The organism is Symbiopectobacterium sp. (genome assembly GCF_047692315.1).
GTDB lineage: Bacteria > Pseudomonadota > Gammaproteobacteria > Enterobacterales > Enterobacteriaceae > Symbiopectobacterium.
Map to the genome: position 1 here is coordinate 43,148 of NZ_JBLLJS010000019.1, position 21,355 is coordinate 64,502.

Below are 21,355 nucleotides of genomic sequence, written 5' to 3' on the forward strand. Positions count from 1 at the left end.
ATACCGGCCCTGTTCGCGATTGCCCTTGACGGAAACGGTTATGGTTTACGGTGAGTTTGATCTGATTGTCCGTTATTTCAATCGCGCAAACGCGTACAAGGCCGGAAATCCGCGTCGCGATGTGGAATTGGGGACTGGCGACGATTGCGCGTTGCTCTCGGTGGCTGAAAAGCAGCTTTTAGCCGTCAGTACCGATGCCCTAGTTTCCTGGGTACATTTCCTGCCTACTATCGATCCGGCTGATTTGGGTTACAAATCGCTAGCGGTGAACCTGAGCGATCTGGCGGCCATGGGGGCCGATCCTGCCTGGCTCTCTTTGGCCATTACCTTACCAGAAATCAACAGCGCATGGCTGGCGGCCTATAGTGATAGTCTGTTCACGCTGCTGGATTACTACGGAATGCAACTGATCGGCGGCGATACCACGCGTGGCCCTCTGAGCCTGACATTGACCATCCATGGGTTGGTGCCTGCCGGTCGCGCGCTGACTCGTGCCGGTGCGCGCATTCAACTTGACGCTATCCCATACTCATCGGCAATGATGCAGCACGTTGAACCCGATCAGGCGCTGCGTTGGGCACTGTCTGGTGGCGAAGACTATGAACTGTGCTTTACCGTGCCAGAAATTAATCGCGGGGCAATTGATATGGCGCTGGGTCAGCTCGGCGTTGGCTACACGTGCATTGGCCAAATTGCACCGTCTTCCGAGGGGTTACGCTTTTTCCGTGGTGACAACGCGGTGGAACTGAACTGGAAAGGCTATGACCACTTTAGCCAATGACCGTGAAGCGAAGCGTGCCGCGAAGCAGCGCTTGCGCCTGAGCAACCCTTGGCATTTGCTGGCAACCGGATTTGGCAGCGGTCTCTCTCCTTGGATGCCGGGGACTGCGGGTTCGCTGGCGGCGATCCCGGTGTGGTATTTGCTTTCTTTCCTGCCCTGGCAGCTTTATTCGCTGACCATCATGCTCAGCATTTGCATTGGCGTCTACCTGTGTCACCAAACGGCCAAAGACATGGGCGTGCACGATCACGGCAGTATTGTCTGGGATGAGTTTGTCGGGATGTGGATTACGCTGATGGCAATTCCCGATGAACAGTGGCAGTGGGTGCTGGCCGGTTTTGTGGTGTTTCGTATTCTGGATATTTTCAAACCCTGGCCAATACGCTGGTTTGATCGCAACGTGCATAGCGGTATGGGCATCATGATTGACGATATTGTGGCAGGCATCATCTCAGCAGGCATTATCTACTGGATAGGGCATCACTGGCCACTGTTCTCCTGAGCCCTACCGTTTTCTTAATTAATTGTTTTATTGACCTGATAGACCGGGGCGGCGGCCCCGGTCTATCAGATTATTGCAGCCACTCATCAATGCGGCGCTCAATGCCCGCCACATCCAATCCCAAATCGTGGCGAACTTCTTCCTGTGTTCCTTGCGGAATAAAGCTGTCCGGCAGTCCCAGATTCAGCACGGGAATGCCCAGCCGTTGTGCCATAACCACTTCGTTTACACCGCTACCTGCACCGCCCATCAGCGCATTCTCTTCCAGCGTAACCAGCAGATCGTGGCTTTGCGCCAGTTCAGCGATCAGCGCTTCATCCAGCGGTTTGACGAAACGCATGTCGACTAACGTGGCATCGCGTTTTTCAGCAACCTGCTGTGCTTCTGGCAGCAGCGTCCCGAAGTTAAGGATGGCAACCTTCTCGCCTTTGCGTCGTACCACACCCTTGCCGATAGGCAATTCCTGCAACGGCTCAAGCGTGGCACCTGTCCCGGTACCTCGCGGGTAGCGCACGGCACAAGGGCCATCCTGATAACGGTAGCCGGTAAACAGCATTTGGCGGCATTCGTTCTCATCGCTCGGCGCCATGATAATCAAATCGGGAATGCAGCGCAGGAAGGACAAATCAAAAGCCCCCTGGTGCGTTTGGCCGTCTGCGCCCACAATGCCACCGCGATCGATGGCGAACAGCACCGGCAGATTCTGAATCGCGACGTCGTGAATCACCTGATCGTAAGCGCGCTGCAAAAACGTCGAGTAGATAGCAACCACGGGTTTGTATCCGCCCAGTGCCAAACCGGCGGCAAAGGTGACGGCGTGCTGCTCGGCAATGGCAACATCGAAATATTGTTGCGGATAGTCGCGCGAGAAGCGCACCATGCCGGAGCCTTCACGCATCGCTGGCGTCACCGCCATCAGTTTGCTGTCTTTAGCGGCGATTTCACACAGCCAATCACCAAAAATGGCGGAGTAGGTGGGGAGACCCGCTTTGCTTTTTGGCAAGGTGCCGCTGGCCGGATCAAACTTCGGCACGGCATGCCAGCTAATAGGATCCTGCTCAGCCGGAGCATAACCACGGCCTTTTTTGGTCATGATATGCAGTAACTGCGGGCCTTTCAGGCTACGCATGTTTTTCAGGGTTTGAGCCAATCCGACTACATCGTGACCGTCGACCGGGCCGATGTAGTTAAAACCGAGCTCTTCAAACAGCGTTCCCGGCACGACCATACCTTTCAGGTGTTCCTCGGTGCGTTTGATCAGCTCTTTGATCGGCGGGATGCCAGACAGGACTTTTTTCCCGCCTTCACGCAGGGTGGAGTAGAGTTTGCCTGATAACAGCTGCGCAAGGTGATTGTTGAGCGCCCCGACGTTCTCGGAAATGGACATCTCGTTGTCGTTCAATACCACCAGTAGATCGGAGCGAATGTCGCCTGCGTGGTTCATCGCTTCAAACGCCATACCTGCCGTCAGCGCACCGTCGCCGATAACGCACACAGTGCGGCGTCCTTTGCCTTCGCGTTCGGCGGCAACCGCCATTCCCAGCCCGGCGCTGATCGAGGTGGAGGAGTGGCCGACGCTCAGCACGTCATATTCACTCTCGCCACGCCAGGGGAATGGGTGCAGGCCGCCTTTTTGACGGATGGTGGCAATACGATCGCGGCGCCCGGTAATGATTTTGTGCGGATAGGCCTGATGGCCGACATCCCACACCAGATGGTCAAACGGCGTATTGTAGACGTAGTGCAACGCCACGGTGAGTTCAACGGTGCCGAGCCCTGACGCAAAGTGGCCACTGGAGCGGCTGACGCTGTCCAGCAGATATTGACGAAGTTCATCGCACAGTTTTGGCAGGCTGTCACGTGGCAGTATGCGCAGTTCGTCAGGTGTTTCCACTAAAGCCAGTGTAGGGTACTTTGCAATATCAAAACTCATTTGCGACTCATTCTGAGGTGTTATTCCCGTTCTCTTTCAAGCGGCGAATGGAGCGTCCATCTGGGTGTTATCGCCGTGCGACACGCTTGAAATCCACTGGGTGATGTTGAAATTATTTATCTCGTTCGACGATATAATTCGCCAATGCCTGCAGCGCCGAGGTATCAAGCGGTGTTGTACTGGCCGCTTGCAGCTCATCCAGTGCTGCCAGTGATTCCTGATAAAGATCTCGCGCTTTTGCTCGCGCACTGTCAAGCTCAAGCAGGCCGGGATAAGTGCTTTTACCCAGTTGCTGATCGGCCCCTTGTCGTTTGCCGGTTGTGGCACTGTCTCCGACCACATCAAGAATGTCATCCTGCACCTGAAAGGCCAGGCCGATAGCATTGGCATAGCGATCGAGGTAGGGCAGGGCCGCTCGGCCGGAGGCGCCAGCGCTCAGCGCGCCGAGCCTGACCGCCGCGCGAATCAATGCACCGGTTTTATGGCGATGAATTTGCTCCAGTGCAGACAGACTGACCTGCTTACCTTCCGCAGCCAGATCCAGCGCTTGTCCGCCACACATGCCTGCCACGCCGCTGGCCTGCGCCAGTTCCGCGACCATTGACAGGCGATCTCGCTCGCCAACTTCCGGCATCGATGCCTCTGCCAAAATGGAAAACGCCAGCGTTTGAAGTGCATCTCCGGCCAGAACCGCAGTGGCTTCACCAAATTTAATGTGGCAGGTCGGTTGACCACGGCGCAAGTCATCGTCATCCATGGCGGGTAAATCGTCATGAATCAGCGAATAGGCGTGGATACATTCCACTGACGCTGCGGGGGCATCCAGACTGGTCAGCGGAATGCCGAAAAGTTGCCCGGTGGTATAAACCAAAAAAGGCCGAAGGCGTTTGCCTCCCAGCAATGCGCCGTATGCCATGGCGTCAACCAACGGACTGCCCTGAAACGGCAAGCTTGAGATAAACCGGTTTAATGCCTGGTTAACGCGATCGGCATGGGCGCTTAATTGCGCGGCGAATTCCGTCATAGTGACTTACTGTTCTGGTTTGTGGCGCCCTGCGTAAAGGGGGACAGCGCGGCATCCGGCTCATCGCTAAGCAGAATCTGCACGCGTTGTTCCGCCTGTTGCAACTGCAACTGTCCCTGTCGCGTCAACTGTATACCGTTTTCAAAGGCGCTTAGCGCCTCTTCCAGCGGCAAGTCTCCCGACTCAAGGCGGGTGACAATCTGTTCCAACTGTTGCAGTGCGTGCTCAAAACTCAGCGCTGAATCAGCATCGTTTGGCATTTCGCGGTTTGCCTCTGCGTGAGGCGGTGTTTTTTTTGCAGGCATGACCTATTTTACATCCTGATCGCTAAGTGACGCTGTTCTTTTATTGTCGTTAATCGTTCTGCCCGGCATGGCCCATCGCACAGATATGCGCATCCTTCCTGCGCGCAGCGTGCGAGAAGATGATATACTCCGCGCCCTGGATGCTATTGGTAAAATCATCCCATTGAACGAGTTTACCGATAACGTGAATGTAGCACTCGGGTTAACACTTACGCCCATTTGACCAAGTAACGACGGCCATCATGAAGTTTATCATTAAATTGTTCCCGGAAATCACCATCAAGAGTCAATCTGTGCGGTTGCGCTTTATTAAGATACTTACCGGTAACATTCGTAACGTGCTCAAGCACTATGACGACCAACTGGCCGTCGTCCGTCATTGGGATCATATCGAAGTCCGTGCCAAAGAGGAAAGCCAACGCGAAGAGATTCGCGATGCGTTAACCCGTATTCCTGGCATTCATCATATTTTGGATGTTGAAGACCACGCTTACACGGACGTGCACGACATTTTTGAACAAACGCTGGCGCTTTATCGTCCTCAGCTCGAAGGAAAAAGCTTTTGTATGCGTGTGAAACGCCGTGGCAAGCACGAATTCTCTTCATAGGATGTTGAACGTTACGTCGGCGGTGGGCTTAATCAACACATCGAAAGTGCGCGCGTTAACCTCACCACGCCGTAGGTAACGGTTCATCTGGAAATCGAACAAGACCGTCTGCTGTTGATCAAAGGCTGTTATGAAGGCATTGGCGGCTTCCCGATCGGTACGCAGGAAGATGTGCTGTCGCTGATTTCCGGCGGTTTCGATTCGGGCGTATCCAGCTATATGTTGATTCGTCGCGGCTGCCGTGTGCATTACTGTTTCTTTAATCTGGGCGGTGCGGCGCATGAAATTGGCGTCAAATAGGTTGCCTATTATTTGTGGAAGCGTTTTGGCTGCTCACACCGCGTGCGCTTTGTAGCCATTGATTTTGAACCCGTGGTGGGTGAGATCCTGGAAAAAGTGGATGATGGTCAGATGGGCGTGGTGCTCAAACGCATGATAGTGCGTGCCGCTTCCCGCATTGCTGAGCGTTACGGCGTTCAGGCGTTGGTCACGGGCGAAGCGTTAGGACAGGTTTCCAGCCAAACGCTGACCAACCTGCGTCTGATTGATAATGCATCGGATACGCTGATCCTGCGCCCGCTGATTTCGCACGATAAAGAGCACATCATCAAACTGGCGCGTCAGTTAGGCACGGAAGACTTTGCCAAGACCATGCCTGAGTATTGCGGCGTGATTTCCAAGAGCCCGACGGTGAAGGCGAAGATCGAAGAAGAAGAGGGCAAGTTTGACTTTGAGATCCTCGACTGGGTGGTATCGGAAGCGCGCAATATCGATATCCGAGATATCGCAACCCAGACCTCGCAAGAAGTAACGGAAGTTGAAACCGTTGCGTCGCTTTCTGCCGACGATATTCTGCTGGATATTCGCTCTGTAGATGAGCAAGACGATCGACCGCTTGCGCTGCCAGCAGGTGTCGAAATCAAATCGCCGCCGTTCTACAAACTCAGCACGCAGTTCGGTGATCTTGATCAGGGTAAAACCTATCTGCTGTACTGCGAACGTGGCGTCATGAGTCGCTTGCAGGCGCTGTATCTGCGTGAGCAAGGGTTCAGCAACGTGAAGGTATATCGGCCTTAAATCCCTCTCGGGTCATCCTCCGCGTGTGCGGAGGGTGACGGAATCGGAGGCTTAATTACAGCCGCTTTGCTGCATCCTGATAGGCGGCAGAACGCTCTCGTTTTTCGATCGCGACCACATACACAGTGACAATATCTTCCTTAACCTGATAAATCATTCTGTAACCCGAACTGCGTAGTTTGATTTTATAACAGTTGGGCAATTCTCTTAATCTGTTTGACTCGACATGTGGATTCTGAAGAATTTCAGCCAGTTTCTTTTTGAATTGCTCTCTGATGGTTGAACCTAACTTTCGCCATTCTTTGAGCGCATTAGCATCAAAATCCAAAAAGTAAGTCATTAAAATTCCTTTTTAAATGACGTCATCTATCAATCCATTTCCTGCTTACAGGTCATCAAGCGTCACTCTGACGGGCTGAGGATTTTTCAGCCGTTGGCGAGCAACTTCGATCAATACCGCGTCCTCATCGCTTAACAGCATTTGGCGAAAGGGCAGTCGCTCATTGGTGGCAACGTATTCCAGTGTTTGATGCAGTAGCTCGGAAGGCGTCATCCCCAGTTTCTCCAAGACACTAAAAGAGCGCGCTTTAAGCTCGTCATCGATGCGAATGTTCAAGTGTCCCATGATGTTCCCCATTTAGTATGATAGCTTGCAATGACAAATGTAATTACTTTTATAATGGCATTATGGCAAACTATCATCAGGCTATCAACGCTGTTAGCCACAGAGATGTAGGCATCAATCCCGATAATCATAAATTCCCGGTGGCAGCACCAACTGCGCTGCGACTTCTGCTGCCTCGGCACGCCCCAACAGTAAATCGATAAGTTTCAAGGCGAAATCCATGCTGGTTCCGGGCCCCTGGCTGGTAAGCAGGTTGACACGGGGATCGAACACCACTCGCTTATCCATCCATTTTTCTGGCGCAATCTTTTCTTTCAGCGTGGGGTATCCGGTCATGTTGCCAACCGGGAACAACTGATGATGTTCCAGTACTAGCGCAGGCACGGCGCAAATGGCGGCAACGATTTTACCTTCCTGATGCTTCTGGCGAATACATTCCACTAGCAACGGGCTATCGCGAAAGCATTCCGCGCCCTTGACGCCACCGGGTAACACGGTGGCGTCAAACGGGTTATCCGCGACGGAGACTAGCGGTGCATCTGCCACCAACCTTGCGCCACGTGAGCAGGTGACTGTCGTCGAACCGTCGCTGGCAACACTGGCCACGGTAACGTTAATGCCAGCTCTCACCAACAGGTCGAAGGTAGTGACAGCCTCGGTTTCTTCGCTACCAGGTGCCAGACAGAGGAGTACCGATGCGGTCATATTCGCTTTCCTTAAGCTTAATCATTTCAAATAAACGGCTGTTCTCTGGCAGCGCTAGTCCGTGGGCGCGGGCGCGTTGCAGCAGATAGCCTGTAATGTAGTCAATTTCAGTATGACGCTGCGCCCGAATATCCTGCAACATCGAGGAGGTGTTCTCGGCAGTGTTCTGAATCAATTGCTCTACGTACAGTTTTACCTGTTCCTGTGAATCGGGATGGCCTTCACGCTCCATCACGCGTGCAATCTCCTGACACAGCAAGTCTATCTGCTGTGGATAGGCGCTTAACGCGCCGTTTTTGCAGTCATAAAGCACCGTCAAGGGGTTGATGACGCAGTTTGCGGCCAGTTTACGCCAGCACGTCACGATAATGTTGTTGTGCCAGGCGACATCCGGCAGCGCCTGATGCAGCAACTCTGCCAGTGCGGTGTGTGTTTCGCTGTGGGGGACGATTCCGCGGTTATTGCCGCGGGTAATGGCACCGATGTGCGTGGTGCCTCCGGCAACGTGCACCACCAGCGTCGCATCGCGTCGGGCTGCATGGGTGGTAACACCTTGCAGCAATGGCTGAGTCAAGTCAGGTAGCTCTTCCCGAGTCCCCATGCCGTTATGTAACAACAGAATAGTGCAGTTGGGCGCAATATTCGGTAACAGCGCATTGACCGCATCGGAAACCTGCCAGGCTTTTAGCGTTACCAGCAACAGTTCGCTCTGTATCAGATGTTCGGGATCGTTTGTCGGCAGCATCAGATTACACAGCGTTCCGTTCAGCATTTGCACATTGACGGCGCAGAGCGGGGCGGGAAAACGCATCCATCCCTGAACGTCGTGGCCTTGCTGATGTAATGCGGCAAGCCAAAGCTGCCCAAGTGCGCCGCAACCCAGCACGGTAATTTTCATCTGAGGTTTCCTTTATGAATGCGCGTAGCGCGCAGTGTGACGGCGGCTGTTTTCTTTTGGTTGATTCTTTCTGCCCAGTTAATTAAGTATTATGGCGCGCGAAAAATGGACTGCAAGCACCAAGGCCGGCGGATGTTGTTTCTCTCTGGAGAACAGGTATCATGCATGCCACATAACCCTATTCCAACGCATAAGTCAGGGAGAATTGATTATGCCATCTTTCGATATTGTATCGGAAATCGATATGCAGGAAATCCGCAACGCGGTTGAGAACGCTTCGCGCGAACTGACCAATCGCTGGGATTTCCGTAACGTACCGGCAAGTTTTGAGCTGAATGAAAAAAATGAGCAGATCAAAGTAGCCAGCGAGTCCGATTTTCAGGTGCAACAGCTGGTTGATATCCTGAGCGAAAAACTGGTGAAACGGGGTATAGAAGCGGGCGCATTGGACATTCCTGAAGAGATGGAACACAGCGGCAAGACCTACAGCGTCAACGCCAAGCTGAAACAGGGCATTGAGCCGGAGCAGGCGAAAAAAATCGTCAAGCTGATCAAAGACAGCAAGCTGAAAGTGCAGACGCAGATTCAGGGCGATCAGCTGCGCGTCACCGGCAAAGCGCGTGATGATCTGCAAGGCGTGATTGCGTTGATTCGCGGTGCGAATTTGGGGCAACCTTTCCAGTTCACTAATTTCCGCGATTAATTGCATGGGGCCAGCGATGCTGGCCCGTTTGGGCTCAGGCTTGTCCGATCAGCGCTTCGAGCTGCTAGCGACTGGTTTTCTGACGATCGATTTTAACATAGGCACTGCGCTCTTCCGGCACAACGATGGCTTCAGCCACACCCGGGTGTATGCGTATTTTTTGCGCTAACGCTGAGTCGTCCAGCGCCTCGTCGGGCAGGGCAATACGCAGGCTGCTGAGATACGGTGGCTCCTTCATACTGACGCCCACGATAAGCCACAGTGCACAGAGCAGCGTTCCTGCTGCAAACACCCAAGCCGCGCCGTGGAATTGAAACAGCGCGCCGCCCATGCTGCCACCGATGGCAACACCGATAAACTGGGTGGTGGAATAAACGCCCATTGCAGTGCCCTTATAGCCCGCCGGAGCCTCTTTGCTGATAAGCGACGGCAGCAGTGCTTCCATAATATTAAACGCCAGAAAAAACAGCTGAACGCCTGCTACGATAGGCCAGAATTGGCTGCCCGCCATCCATAAAATCCCTTCTGCGGCCAGCAGCACGATGATACAACCGACAAATACCCGCTTCATCTGCCGTTTTACTTCGGCATAGATGATAAACGGCAGTACACCAATAAATGAAATCAGCATGGTGTATAGATAAACTTTCCAGTGTGCTTCAGCGGGCAGACCGGCCTGCTCCAGCACGCGCGGCAGGGCGACAAAACTCGACATCAGCAGGATATGCAGGCACATGATGCCGATATTGAGTTTCACCAGCCGGCTGTTACTGAGTACCTGGCGAATGCTGCCGCGTACAATGGCGGATTCCCGATTAAGCGCGTGGTTCGCCGCGTTGGGGATCAGTGTCAGGGTGATCACAATACCGAGTGATGCGAGCAGGGCCATGCACCAGAACAGCGATTGTAATCCCCAGGCGTGCGCGACGATCGGGCCAAGCACCATGGCAATGGCAAAGGTCACGCCGAAACTGATGCCGATAAAAGCCATCGCTTTGGTGCGATTTTGTTCGCGTGTCAAATCTGATAGCAACGCCATAACCGCCGCCGATATCGCTCCCGCGCCCTGTAATGCGCGACCGAGGATAATGCCCCAGATATTAGTACTGAGGGCGGCAATTACGCTGCCGAGCACAAACATGAGCAAGCCGATAACAATGAGCGGTTTACGCCCGACACGATCGGAAAGCAGGCCAAAGGGCACCTGGAACAGCGCCTGCATCAAGCCATAGATACCGATAGCGAGACCAATCAAGGATTCGCTGGCACCCTGCAATGTCATGCCGTAAGTCGTAAGCACTGGCAACACCATAAACATGCCGAGCATACGCAGGGAAAAGACGGCACCTAAACCCCAGGTTGCGCGCCGTTCGCGCGGCGTCATGATGTTGTCTGTGAGGGATGTGTCGTTCATGAAAACCTCAAATTCGCGTTGGCGCTATTGTAGTGCCTTACTCATCGGGCCGTAAAATGGTGGCTTTGTTACTTGATTTGGCGCGCTGTCATAAAATGACATATTAAATGCAGCAAAACACGAGGGTGTGCGCAAAAAAACAGACGATGGAGGTCGTCTGTTTTTAACGTCAAAAATCATGTTTGCATTAGCGCAGCGCGGTGATCAGCACATCCTGCATGGGCGCCATTGAGTCGACGGACATCATCACGCTCAGTGAAGTGATGGCAACGATCGAGAACACAAAGAGTTTGCGTGCCCACACTTTGTCATCATTGGGTTTCTTGTAGCCTGACAACGCCATGCCCAACCACCAGATGCTCACGGATGCAGCAACAACCAGATATTTATACCCGGCATAACCACCCAGCGACAGCATTAGCGTTGCCACCATAAACGCCAGGATGTACAGCGTAATATGGTTTTTCGCAACGGAAATGCCTTTCACCACGGGTAATACCGGAATGTTGGCTGCCTGATAATCCTTGAAGCGGAAAATGGCGATAGCGTAGGAGTGCGGCATTTGCCACAGGCTGAAGATCAACAGCAGGATCAATGTGCCTGCATCAAACTGGTTGCTCACGGCGCAATAACCAATAACGGGCGGAGCGGCTCCGGACAGGCTGCCGATCAGCGTACCGTAGACCGAGTGGCGCTTCATATACAGACTGTAGACACCCACATATACCGCAAAGCCCATCACTGACAGCCACATAGCCAGCGGATTTGCCGCAATGTAAAGCAACGCAAAACCGGCAATACCTAACGCAGCCGCATAACCCAGCGAAACCTTGACCGAAATCAGCCCCTTCACCATGACTCTGTTTTTGGTTCTCTCCATCTTTTTGTCGATGTCGCGGTCGATGACGTTATTGAATACGCAACCGGACGCAACCACCAACGACACCCCAAACAGGGTAGCGATAAAGAGGGGATAATCGATACTGCCTTTGGACGCCAGCAGAAAACCCCCGACAACAGAAATCAGGTTGCCGAAAATGATTCCTGGTTTTGTGACTTGTAGGTATTGCTTAATCATCATGTCTGGCTCGATTACGAAATCATCATATTGTGGTGTGCGCTCATCATGATCCTGATGGACCCAACCACCACGATGGCGATAATCAGAATGGCGAACACCAGTGCTACCACGTTCCAGCACTGCCCGGAAGAGTTGTTCAGATGCAGGAAGTAGACCAGGTGAACCAGAATCTGTACCACGGCGCAACCAACCACGCCTTCCATGATCACTGCCGGTGAGGCGGAACCCGCCATCACCAGGCCGAGCGGGATCACGGTCAGAATGACCGACATAATAAAGCCGATGAGATAAGACTGAACGCTGCCGTGGCTAGCGCCGTGATCGGTCGTAGAATGACTCATTACATCGCCCCCATCAGATAAACTACGGTAAAGACACAGATCCATACCACGTCAAGGAAGTGCCAGAACAGGCTCAGACACATCAAACGGGTTTTCACGGTAGGGGTGATACCCCAACGTGAGACCTGGATCATCATCACGATAAGCCAGATTAGACCGGAGATGACGTGGATCCCGTGGGTACCTACCAGCGCAAAGAAGGCTGACAGGAACGCGCTGCGATCCGGGCCGTATCCTTCTGCAATCAGGTGATGGAATTCATAGATTTCCATCCCGATAAACACCAGACCGAACAGAAGGGTGATGGCCAGCCAGGTGTTGATGCGTGCCACGTTGCCTTTATACATGGCGATCATCGCCATGCCGAAGGTGATACTGCTCAGCAGCAGAGCGAAGGTTTCGACCAGTACAAATTTGAGGTCAAACAGCCCTTTTCCGGACGGGCCGCCCGCCGTGCCGTTCACCAGAACGGCAAAAGTGGCGAACAGCGAGCCGAAAATGATCAGATCGCTCATGAGGTAGACCCAGAACCCCAGCACCTTGGTGCCGCTGGCGTCGTGGTGCCCATGCTCGGCATGGGCGTCATGAGCAGCGTGATGATGCGTCAGAGTTTCAGTTGCCATGTTTCACACCTGTTTTGCTGATATTGTCGAAGTGCTGGTTTTCGATCTCTTCGATTTGTTTGACCGGAACGTAGTAATCCACATCGCGGTTAAAGCTGTGCACGATCCAGGTCGCTATCATGCCGACAAAGCCGACAATCACCATCCACCAGATATGCCAGATCATGGCGAAGCCAAATACCAGGCTGAACGCCGAGATAATCACGCCTGCACCGGTGTTCTTCGGCATATGAATTTCTTCATAGCTGGCCGGTTTTTTATACGCTTCACCGCGCTCTTTCTGTTCCCAAAAGGCATCGCGCTCCTGAATATGCGGCACGATAGCAAAGTTGTAGAACGGCGGCGGAGAAGAGGTCTCCCATTCCAGCGTACGGCCACCCCACGGGTCACCGGTCAAATCACGATTTTGGTCGCGATCGCGGATACTGACATAGAACTGAATGACTTGGCACAGCACGCCCAGACCAATCAGCACGGCGCCGACTGAAGCGACGACCAGCAGCGAGTGGAATTGTGGGTCAATCTGTTGGCTAAGACGACGGGTCATGCCCATGAAGCCCAGCACGTACAGCGGCATAAAGGCAGTGAAGAAGCCGATAATCCAGAACCAGAAAGCGCGTTTACCCCAGGTTTCGTTCAGCGTGAAGCCGAAAGCTTTCGGGAACCAGTAGGTGATACCGGCAAACACACCGAACACCACGCCGCCGATGATCACGTTATGGAAGTGCGCAATCAGGAACAGGCTGTTGTGCAACACAAAGTTGGCACCCGGCACCGCCAGCAGCACCCCGGTCATCCCACCGATGGTAAAGGTGATGATGAAGCCAGTGGTCCAGTACATGGCGGAGTTCGGTTGAATTCGGCCCTGATACATGGTGAACAGCCAGTTGAAAATTTTCACCCCGGTCGGGATGGAAATGATCATTGTCGCTATACCAAAGAAGGCGTTAACGTTCGCGCCAGACCCCATGGTGAAGAAGTGGTGCAGCCAAACAATAAACGACAGGACGGTAATCGCGATGGTTGCCCACACCAGTGAGGTGTAGCCAAACAGACGCTTCCTACAGAAAGTAGCAACCACTTCGGAGTAAACACCGAAGATTGGCAGCACCAGAATGTACACCTCAGGATGGCCCCAGGCCCAGATCAGGTTGATGTACATCATCATGTTGCCGCCCATATCGTTGGTAAAGAAACGGGTGCCCAGATAGCGATCCAGGGTCAGCAATGCAATGGTCACGGTCAGAATCGGGAACGCCGCGATGATCAGCACGTTGGTGCACAGTGCCGTCCAGGTAAAGACCGGCATTTTCATCAGCGTCATGCCCGGTGCGCGCATACGGATAATGGTGGCGAAGAAGTTCACCCCGGTCAGCGTAGTGCCCAGACCGGATATCTGTAGACTCCATATCCAGTAATCGACCCCTACGCCGGGGCTGTACTCCTTACCGGAAAGCGGCGGGTAGGCCACCCAACCTGTTTGTGCAAATTCCCCGATACCGAGCGACAGGTTAATCAGGATAACGCCTACCACGAACAGCCAGAAGCTGAGCGAGTTGAGGAAGGGGAAGGCCACGTCGCGCGCGCCGATTTGCAACGGCACAGCCAGGTTCATCAGACCGACCACAAACGGCGTTGCCACGAAGAAAATCATGATTACGCCGTGCGCGGTAAATATCTGATCGTAGTGGTGCGCGTTGAGGAAACCTGCCTCACTCGCCGAAGCCAGTACTTGTTGACCGCGCATCATGATGGCATCGGCAAAGCCACGCAACATCATGATAAACGCGACGATCATGTACATGATGCCGATACGTTTGTGATCTACCGAGGTGAACCACTCGGCCCACAGCCACTTCCATTTGCCGAAGTAGGTGATGGCCGCTAAAAGCGCCAGGCCGCCGACAATAATACCGGCCACCGTGACCATGATAATGGGTTCATGATACGGAATCGCATCAAGAGTTAGTTTTCCGAACATCGTCTTATCCCTCGGCGCCTTGGTGCGAGGCGTGCTCGCTCATGTTCATGTTGTCACCGTGTTGCATGCCATCTTGTTCCGTTTCACTTCCCGCATGGTGATGCGCAGGCGCGCCGCCACTTTGCGTGAATTTGTGAATCAGGTTTTCAAACAGCTCAGGTTGCACGCTGGAGAAGTACTCTACCGGGTGGAATTCGCTGGGTTTTGCCAGAGCATTGAATTCTTCGGTGCTGTTTAGCGTTTTGCTGGACGCGCGCACGGTGGCAACCCACTGATCGAATTCCTGCTGGCTTGGCGTAGCGATGGCGGTAAACTTCATGCCAGAGAAGCCTTTCCCGCTATAACCACCGGAAATACCATCGTATTTACCCGGCTCATTGGCGATAAGATGCAGTTTGGTTTGCATACCGGCCATGGCGTAAATCTGCCCACCCAGACGCGGGATGAAGAAGGAGTTCATCACCGTATCGGAGGTGATCTTGAAGTTCACCGGTACATTGGCAGGGAACGCTAGCTCATTGACCGTGGCGATACCCAATTCCGGGTATACAAACAGCCACTTCCAGTCGAGGGAAATCACTTCGACGGTAATCGGCTTGGCCTCGGAGGCCAACGGCTTATACGGATCGAGCGAATGGGTGGTTTTCCAGGTAATAGTACCCAGAATAAGAATGATGATGATGGGAACTGTCCATACCACCGCTTCAATCTTGTTGGAGTGTGACCAGTTCGGGGTATATTTTGCCTTGGTGTTGGAAGCGCGGAACTTCCAGGCAAAAGCGATGGTCATCACGATTACCGGAATAACCACGATCAACATCAACCCGATTGCCGTCAGAATCAACGACCGTTGCTCCAACCCGACCTGTCCTTTGGGGTTAATCAATGCCATATCGCAACCGCCCAGTAGTGCTGCGGTTGCGAATAAAGACAACATCCCAAAAATTTTATTGTATTTCCTGAGTCTCATCTAGCGACCTCAATAACAAGGGCTCTATTGTCATTTCATGCGAGCGGGTATTTTACGGTAAGGTTACTGCACTGTAAACATGATTAAGGTTATGTCAGCGCTTTGTTGCTGATTTTTGCCCTGAATGTCACAATTATCTTGTCGTCAGGAAAAATTTATTAAAAACAGTGAATTAAATTTGTCCCGTAGAGAAGTATGGATGGATAAAAAAATTACAACCCGCTTGATGGGTAATTTTCCATCGAATGAACTTCGTTTGCTCTCGCACTTTTTCCTGACAATAAAATAGCCAGGAAAAAGTGAGCCAACGCGAAAAATAACGTAATAATACGATGGAGTGATAACTACGCTGGTTTAGCGCTATTTTCACGCATCAGTCGAGGGTGAATTTCGTAAGGATAAATAGTCGAGCAAACTACCAAAAAGCGCGCCGAAAATGACAAGAATACCCCATATCATCAGAAGGTTATCATTGATTTTATCAACTGCATTGGCACCCAGCGCGTGGGCTATCGTTAGGGTCAACCAGATGAATAACAGCGCACATCCTGCTGCTAACACCTGCAGTGCGAGGCGATAATAGCGGGGGTAGGTGGTGCGCGGCATAAAGGTGTCGGTGCGTTGGGTATATTCCAGGGGTTGTCGGCATACCAGCAGTAAAATCAATCCCGGAACAGAGATTGTGATGGTAAATAAATGGTAAATAAATAGAACCAGGCTCAATCGTAGGTTTCGACTAACCAGCCAGCGATGGGGCCAACGTAGACGCGCCCTACGGCAGAGAGGGCGGAAAGCAGCGCGAACTGTGTGGCGGAAAACGACTTGTTGCACAAGGTCATCAGTAACGCAACGAACGCAGCGGTACCCATCCCGCCACACAGGTTTTCCAGAAAGATGACGCCTGCCATGGTCACCAGATTTTTGGCGGTGATCGCCAGCAGCCAGTAGCCCGCATTGGAGATAGCCTGCAAGATACCGAATATCAGCAGGGCACGGAACAACGTGAGGCGCTGCATCAATAGCCCGCCATACAAGGCACCCACGATGGTGGCAAAGAGCCCCAGCGTTTTGTTGACCAGCCCAACGTCGCCCGCATTGAAACCCACGCCACGAATCAGGAAGGGTGTACTGAGGCTCATTGCGAACGCATCGCCTAATTTATACAGCACGATCAGCAATAAAATCAGCCAGGCGTTATTGCGTGAAAAAAAGTCGCGCAGCGGGGCAAACATCGCTTGCTCAAGGGTGCGCGGTGCCGGGGCATCTAACACTGGCTCTGGCGCCCGCAAGGTGGCGATAATGCCCGGCAGCAGTAACAGCGCCATCAGCACATAGGTGGCGTGCCAACCGAGATAGCGATCGGCCAGCCACAGCGCCAGTCCACCGGAAACCAGCATGGCTAGATGGTAGCCCAGCACCAGCACTGAAATGGCCGCACCCGTGCCGCGTTGATCTGCAGGTAATAGATCCGTTTTGTAGGCGTCAAAAACGATATCCTGCGAGGCGGAGCAAAATGCCACCAAAACGGCAATCACGGCTAACCACCACAGGTGTTTGCCGGGTTCAAGCAGTGCCATGGCGGCAATCAAACCCACCAGCAGCACCTGGCTTATCAGCAGCCAGCCGCGGCGTCGGCCGAGAAAGGGTGGGGTGTAGCGGTCCATCATCGGTGCCCACATAAACTTGAAAACATAGGCTTGTCCCACCAGGGAGAAGAAACCGATGGTTTTCAAATCGACGTTGGCAACGGTCATCCATGCCTTCAACGCGCCGGAGGTCAGCGCCAGCGGCAGCCCGGAAGCGAAGCCCAGCACCAGGAGTGACAGTGAATAAGGTTGACGAGCAAGGGTAAAAAAACGATGTAGCATGGCAGATCCTTTCCTCTATCCCACCGGACAGGATAGAGGAAAACAGCGTGGGAAATTATCGGGCGTTAGCCTTAATGAAGCTGCTGACAGTAGTGTCTTGCGCCATATCATTGATGACATCGCCCAATACTGTATTGACGGCGTTGGTGATTTTTTCGTTGGTCGCGGTCAGGGCGCCCTGGATATTATAGGTAGAACGGTAATTCTTGACCTGTTTGTTGCCGTTGGCTGCCTGAGAGATGATCGAAATATCCGCGCGTGCGGTGATGTTATGGCGCAGGTTGCCTTCCGCGACGTCAGCATACAGTTGGTTAACGACGATTTGCAGAGCAACCGGGCCACCAGTGCCGATCATGTAACCGCGTGCAGCCATCTGTTTTTCCAGCGCTTCTTGCAGCAGGAAACGCAGATCGCGCGAAGGTGTCAGAACAATCAGTTGCCCGTCACGGTTAACTTTGGCTAAGGCCTGATCGGCACGCTGATCGGCCCCATTGATGCTGGCGGTAATGCCCATCAGGGTCGGATCTTGCGCTGGCACGTTAATTTTAGGAGAGACATCAAGCGTATTGCTTTGATTGGCGCATCCGGCGAGCATCAGCACGGCCAATACGGGAAAAAACAGTTTTTTTAACATTGTGCATTTTCTCAGTAATGATTAGGGTGGTTCGCTGGTAAAAAATTCCCGTTATCATACCATCGCCGCCAGTGGGGGAAAGGGCGAATTCAGGGGAAATACTCTGGAAATGGCCATTTTTTCGACGCGATGCGAAGAGATATCACAACGCCAGGCCATCTGGCGGTGAGGTAAGTACATTCTCCTGCCAGTGGAATATACTGTTTGGCAAGGTTAACAAGCTCAAAGGTAATAATAATGATGCATGCCACCATTGAGGCGAAATTGCGAGCCGCCTTCGCGCCTACGCATCTGGATGTGATCAATGAAAGCCATCAACACCGCGTGCCTGCAGGCTCGCAAAGCCATTTCAAGGTGGTGCTGGTGAGCGATCAATTTATCGGACAACGCACCATTGGCCGCCATCGCGCTGTCTATGGCGTACTGGCGGCGGAATTAGAGAATGGCCTGCATGCGTTGGAGCTACATATGTTTACCCCGCAAGAGTGGGTTGATGCGCAAGGGCAAGCGCCCAAATCGCCAGCGTGCGGCGGTGCGGGCATCGATGCCTGAACCGTGTTGAATGCGTGCAAAAACGTATCAATTAGAGGTGACCGACATCAAAGCGCGCTTATCTTGTCATAATAGTCTGCGCGCTGTTCTCGACTCACTCCCTCTATGCCGCTATAATGCCGCGTCTTATTTTCCGGAAATGTCATCGGGACGCTTCTGACGACAAGGAACAGGGTTCAGATACCAGCTGTTGCTGTCCCGGTTCTGTGGGGTTATGTCCAAACCGACACCCATGCGTATATGGTTTTGGAGCTGATCGAGCACTGTGATTTTTTGAGGTAACAAGATGCAAGTTTCAGTTGAAACCACCCAAGGCCTTGGTCGCCGCGTAACAATTACCGTCACTGCAGATAGCATTGAAGAAGCGGTAAAAAAAGAGCTGGTTAATGTCGCTAAAAAAGCGCGCGTTGACGGTTTTCGTAAAGGCAAAGTGCCTATGAACATCATCGCTCAGCGTTATGGCGCCTCTGTGCGTCAAGACGTATTGGGCGATCTGATGCAGCGTCATTTCGTTGACGCCATCATTAAAGAAAAAATCAACCCCATTGGTGCGCCGAATTATGTGCCGGGCGAATACAAACTGGATGCAGATTTCACCTACGCAGTAGAGTTTGAAGTCTATCCGGAAGTAGAGCTGAAAGGCCTGGATACCATCGAAGTAGAAAAACCGCTGGTTGACGTGGTTGATGCTGATGTTGATGCCATGCTGGAAACGCTGCGCAAGCAACAAGCCACCTGGAAAGAAACCGATGCAGCAGCGGGTGCAGAAGATCGCGTAACCGTTGATTTTACTGGCACCATCGACGGCGAAGTGTTTGATGGCGGTAAAGCGTCTGATTTCGTTCTGGCCATGGGCCAGGGCCGCATGATCCCGGGTTTTGAAGAAGGTCTGGTTGGTCACAAAGCCGGTGAAGAATTCACCATCGACGTCACCTTCCCAGAAGACTATCACGCTGAAAACCTGAAAGGGAAAGCGGCTCAGTTCGCTATCGTCCTGAAGAAAGTTGAAGAGCGTGAACTGCCGGAACTGACCGCAGATTTCATCGCACGTTTCGGCGTGGCTGATGGTTCTGTTGAAGGCCTGCGCGCTGAAGTGCGTAAAAACATGGAGCGTGAGCTGAAAGGCGCTGTGCGTAACCGTATCAAGTCTCAGGTGATCGACGGTCTGGTGAAAGCCAACGACATCGATGTTCCTGCTGCACTGATCGATGGTGAAATTGACGTTCTGTGTCAGCAAGCGGCACAGCGTTTTGGTGGCAACGCCAAGCAAGCTGCCGAACTGCCGCGTGAGCTGTTCGAAGAACAAGCCAAACGTCGCGTTGTCGTCGGCTTGCTGCTGGGCGAAGTGATCAGCACCAATGAACTGAAGGCGGATGACGCCCGCGTTAACGCGCTGATCGAAGAGATGGCTTCTGCCTACGAAGAACCGCAAGAAGTGGTTGCTTACTACAGCAAAAACAAAGAGCTGATGAACAACATGCGTAACGTTGCTCTGGAAGAGCAAGCGGTTGAAGTGGTGTTGTCCAAAGCGAAAGTGGTAGAGAAAGCCGTCAGCTTCAACGATCTGATGAACCAACCTGCCACGGCGTAATTCGCTGTCTGGCTACTGTCGGTTATCTTTTTCCAAAAAAGCCCGCGCCTCTGGCGTGGGCTTTTTGTTATCTCTGATTCTCGTTCGACAAACCCTATCCGCCACGGTTACGTCAGATTGCACTATGATAAGTGTATCTGTGCGCGGCATTTAAACGTTTCGTGAGTGGTAAAATCCGTTTTGTCTCTCAATCGTGCAACATCTTATTTTTTTATGCAAAGCGCGGTTTGATATGCAAGGCATTGTAAACGGGGTGGGCACGATAACCCTTTAATCTAAAATAAGAGATAGTGTAAGCTTGAAATAGCGCGCAATGCCCCAACTAGAAGAAACAGAGGCGCGTGGTCATGGATTTTGGCGAGTCGGTGTCGTTCTCAAGAGGAATGCGGCGCAGGCCTGAGATGGTCAACCCGTGTTATCTCAAGTAGAATCTGATACATGGCACCAAAAGCATTTTATCGAGGAGAGGTGAATGTTATACAGTGGCGAACAAGAAAAATTAGCACCCCAGATGGCTCTGGTGCCGATGGTGGTGGAACAGACTTCGCGCGGGGAACGCTCTTACGATATTTTTTCCCGACTGCTCAAGGAACGTATTATCTTCCTGACGGGGCAGGTGGAAGATCACATGGCCAACCTGATCGTTGCCCAGATGCTTTTTCTGGAAGCGGAAAATCCGGAAAAAGATATTTATCTGTATATCAACTCTCCGGGTGGCGTGATTACAGCAGGGATGTCGATTTACGACACCATGAAATTTATCAAACCGGATGTCAGCACTATCTGCATGGGGCAGGCCTGTTCTATGGGCGCTTTCCTGCTCACCGCCGGTGCCAAGGGCAAACGCTTCTGCCTGCCGAATTCACGTGTGATGATTCACCAACCGCTGGGCGGCTTCCAGGGGCAGGCAACGGATATCGAAATCCATGCGCGTGAAATACTGAAAGTGAAGCAACGTATGAACGAGCTGATGGCTGAACATACTGGCAAACCTCTCGAAGTAATAGAGAGTGACACTGAGCGTGACCGTTTCCTCTCTGCGCATGAAGCAGTAGAGTATGGATTGGTTGACGCCGTGATAACACACCGCGAATAGCGCCGCCAGCCATAACGTGCCTGTGGTACACGAATGCGCCTTA

At 52.7% G+C, this 21,355-nt stretch carries 20 protein-coding genes and 2 pseudogenes; 7 read left to right on the top strand and 15 right to left on the bottom strand.

Going from position 1 to position 21,355, the window contains the following annotated elements; genetic code table 11:
- Window positions 1-40 precede the first annotated feature (40 nt).
- On the top strand, window positions 41-781 hold the full coding sequence (locus tag ACMZI0_RS09050) for a thiamine-monophosphate kinase (protein WP_415672700.1): 741 nt from the start codon (window positions 41-43) through the stop codon (window positions 779-781).
- Entirely contained in the window at window positions 762-1,283 is a 522-nt protein-coding gene (gene pgpA / locus ACMZI0_RS09055) for a phosphatidylglycerophosphatase A (protein ID WP_415672701.1), read from the top strand. Before ACMZI0_RS09050 ends, pgpA begins: the two co-directional genes overlap by 20 nt.
- A gap of 70 nt (window positions 1,284-1,353) precedes the next feature.
- On the opposite strand, the gene dxs is transcribed toward pgpA, so the two are convergent.
- The 3 genes from dxs to xseB form a co-directional block, all read right to left on the bottom strand.
- The gene (dxs, locus tag ACMZI0_RS09060) at window positions 1,354-3,216 is read right to left on the bottom strand and encodes a 1-deoxy-D-xylulose-5-phosphate synthase (RefSeq protein ID WP_415672702.1); all 1,863 of its coding nucleotides are present in this window, start codon (window positions 3,214-3,216) and stop codon (window positions 1,354-1,356) included.
- A gap of 112 nt (window positions 3,217-3,328) precedes the next feature.
- Window positions 3,329-4,240 (bottom strand): (2E,6E)-farnesyl diphosphate synthase, encoded by a 912-nt coding sequence (ispA, locus tag ACMZI0_RS09065; RefSeq protein WP_415672703.1) that lies wholly within the window; start codon window positions 4,238-4,240, stop codon window positions 3,329-3,331.
- The gene (xseB, locus tag ACMZI0_RS09070; protein WP_415672704.1) at window positions 4,237-4,500 is read right to left on the bottom strand and encodes an exodeoxyribonuclease VII small subunit; all 264 of its coding nucleotides are present in this window, start codon (window positions 4,498-4,500) and stop codon (window positions 4,237-4,239) included. The genes ispA and xseB overlap by 4 nt, the downstream gene beginning before the upstream one ends.
- Window positions 4,501-4,787: 287 nt before the next feature.
- Between xseB and thiI the strand changes: the two are divergent.
- Window positions 4,788-6,230: pseudogene (gene thiI, locus ACMZI0_RS09075) on the top strand (tRNA uracil 4-sulfurtransferase ThiI).
- A gap of 55 nt (window positions 6,231-6,285) precedes the next feature.
- Here the strand turns inward: thiI and ACMZI0_RS09080 are convergent.
- The 4 genes from ACMZI0_RS09080 to panE form a co-directional block, all read right to left on the bottom strand.
- Complete coding sequence (locus ACMZI0_RS09080) at window positions 6,286-6,570, bottom strand: type II toxin-antitoxin system RelE family toxin (RefSeq protein ID WP_415672705.1); 285 nt, start codon at window positions 6,568-6,570, stop codon at window positions 6,286-6,288.
- 45 nt (window positions 6,571-6,615) lie between these two features.
- Complete coding sequence (locus tag ACMZI0_RS09085; protein WP_415672706.1) at window positions 6,616-6,855, bottom strand: type II toxin-antitoxin system RelB/DinJ family antitoxin; 240 nt, start codon at window positions 6,853-6,855, stop codon at window positions 6,616-6,618.
- A 114-nt stretch (window positions 6,856-6,969) separates the two neighbouring features.
- A complete protein-coding gene (yajL, locus tag ACMZI0_RS09090) occupies window positions 6,970-7,560 on the bottom strand; it encodes a protein deglycase YajL (RefSeq protein ID WP_415672707.1) in 591 nt (196 codons plus the stop codon).
- Window positions 7,523-8,458, bottom strand: coding sequence for a 2-dehydropantoate 2-reductase (gene panE / locus ACMZI0_RS09095; RefSeq protein ID WP_415672708.1), 936 nt, complete (start codon window positions 8,456-8,458; stop codon window positions 7,523-7,525). Before panE ends, yajL begins: the two co-directional genes overlap by 38 nt.
- A gap of 211 nt (window positions 8,459-8,669) precedes the next feature.
- Here panE and ACMZI0_RS09100 point away from each other — a divergent pair, with 211 nt between their 5' ends.
- On the top strand, window positions 8,670-9,161 hold the full coding sequence (locus ACMZI0_RS09100; RefSeq protein ID WP_415672709.1) for a YajQ family cyclic di-GMP-binding protein: 492 nt from the start codon (window positions 8,670-8,672) through the stop codon (window positions 9,159-9,161).
- Between the two features lie 64 nt (window positions 9,162-9,225).
- On the opposite strand, the gene ACMZI0_RS09105 is transcribed toward ACMZI0_RS09100, so the two are convergent.
- From ACMZI0_RS09105 to ACMZI0_RS09140, 8 genes and pseudogenes are all read right to left on the bottom strand, one after another.
- Window positions 9,226-10,575, bottom strand: coding sequence for an MFS transporter (locus ACMZI0_RS09105; RefSeq protein WP_415672710.1), 1,350 nt, complete (start codon window positions 10,573-10,575; stop codon window positions 9,226-9,228).
- A 187-nt stretch (window positions 10,576-10,762) separates the two neighbouring features.
- A complete protein-coding gene (gene cyoE, locus ACMZI0_RS09110) occupies window positions 10,763-11,653 on the bottom strand; it encodes a heme o synthase (RefSeq protein ID WP_415672736.1) in 891 nt (296 codons plus the stop codon).
- 14 nt (window positions 11,654-11,667) lie between these two features.
- On the bottom strand, window positions 11,668-11,997 hold the full coding sequence (locus tag ACMZI0_RS09115) for a cytochrome o ubiquinol oxidase subunit IV (protein WP_415672711.1): 330 nt from the start codon (window positions 11,995-11,997) through the stop codon (window positions 11,668-11,670).
- Complete coding sequence (locus ACMZI0_RS09120; RefSeq protein ID WP_415672712.1) at window positions 11,997-12,620, bottom strand: cytochrome o ubiquinol oxidase subunit III; 624 nt, start codon at window positions 12,618-12,620, stop codon at window positions 11,997-11,999. The genes ACMZI0_RS09115 and ACMZI0_RS09120 overlap by 1 nt, the downstream gene beginning before the upstream one ends.
- On the bottom strand, window positions 12,610-14,601 hold the full coding sequence (cyoB, locus tag ACMZI0_RS09125; protein WP_415672713.1) for a cytochrome o ubiquinol oxidase subunit I: 1,992 nt from the start codon (window positions 14,599-14,601) through the stop codon (window positions 12,610-12,612). Before cyoB ends, ACMZI0_RS09120 begins: the two co-directional genes overlap by 11 nt.
- Window positions 14,602-14,605: 4 nt before the next feature.
- Window positions 14,606-15,571, bottom strand: a complete 966-nt coding sequence (gene cyoA, locus ACMZI0_RS09130) for a cytochrome o ubiquinol oxidase subunit II (RefSeq protein WP_415672714.1) — start codon at window positions 15,569-15,571, stop codon at window positions 14,606-14,608.
- 366 nt (window positions 15,572-15,937) lie between these two features.
- A pseudogene (gene ampG, locus ACMZI0_RS09135) lies at window positions 15,938-17,439 on the bottom strand (muropeptide MFS transporter AmpG).
- Between the two features lie 55 nt (window positions 17,440-17,494).
- Complete coding sequence (locus ACMZI0_RS09140; RefSeq protein WP_415672715.1) at window positions 17,495-18,073, bottom strand: lipoprotein; 579 nt, start codon at window positions 18,071-18,073, stop codon at window positions 17,495-17,497.
- Window positions 18,074-18,310: 237 nt separating this feature from the next.
- Between ACMZI0_RS09140 and bolA the strand changes: the two genes are divergently transcribed.
- From bolA to clpP, 3 genes are all read left to right on the top strand, one after another.
- On the top strand, window positions 18,311-18,625 hold the full coding sequence (gene bolA, locus ACMZI0_RS09145; RefSeq protein WP_415672716.1) for a transcriptional regulator BolA: 315 nt from the start codon (window positions 18,311-18,313) through the stop codon (window positions 18,623-18,625).
- Window positions 18,626-18,911: 286 nt separating this feature from the next.
- Entirely contained in the window at window positions 18,912-20,216 is a 1,305-nt protein-coding gene (gene tig, locus ACMZI0_RS09150) for a trigger factor (protein ID WP_415672717.1), read from the top strand.
- Window positions 20,217-20,688: 472 nt separating this feature from the next.
- Entirely contained in the window at window positions 20,689-21,312 is a 624-nt protein-coding gene (gene clpP / locus ACMZI0_RS09155) for an ATP-dependent Clp endopeptidase proteolytic subunit ClpP (RefSeq protein WP_415672718.1), read from the top strand.
- The last annotated feature ends 43 nt before the right edge of the window (window positions 21,313-21,355 follow it).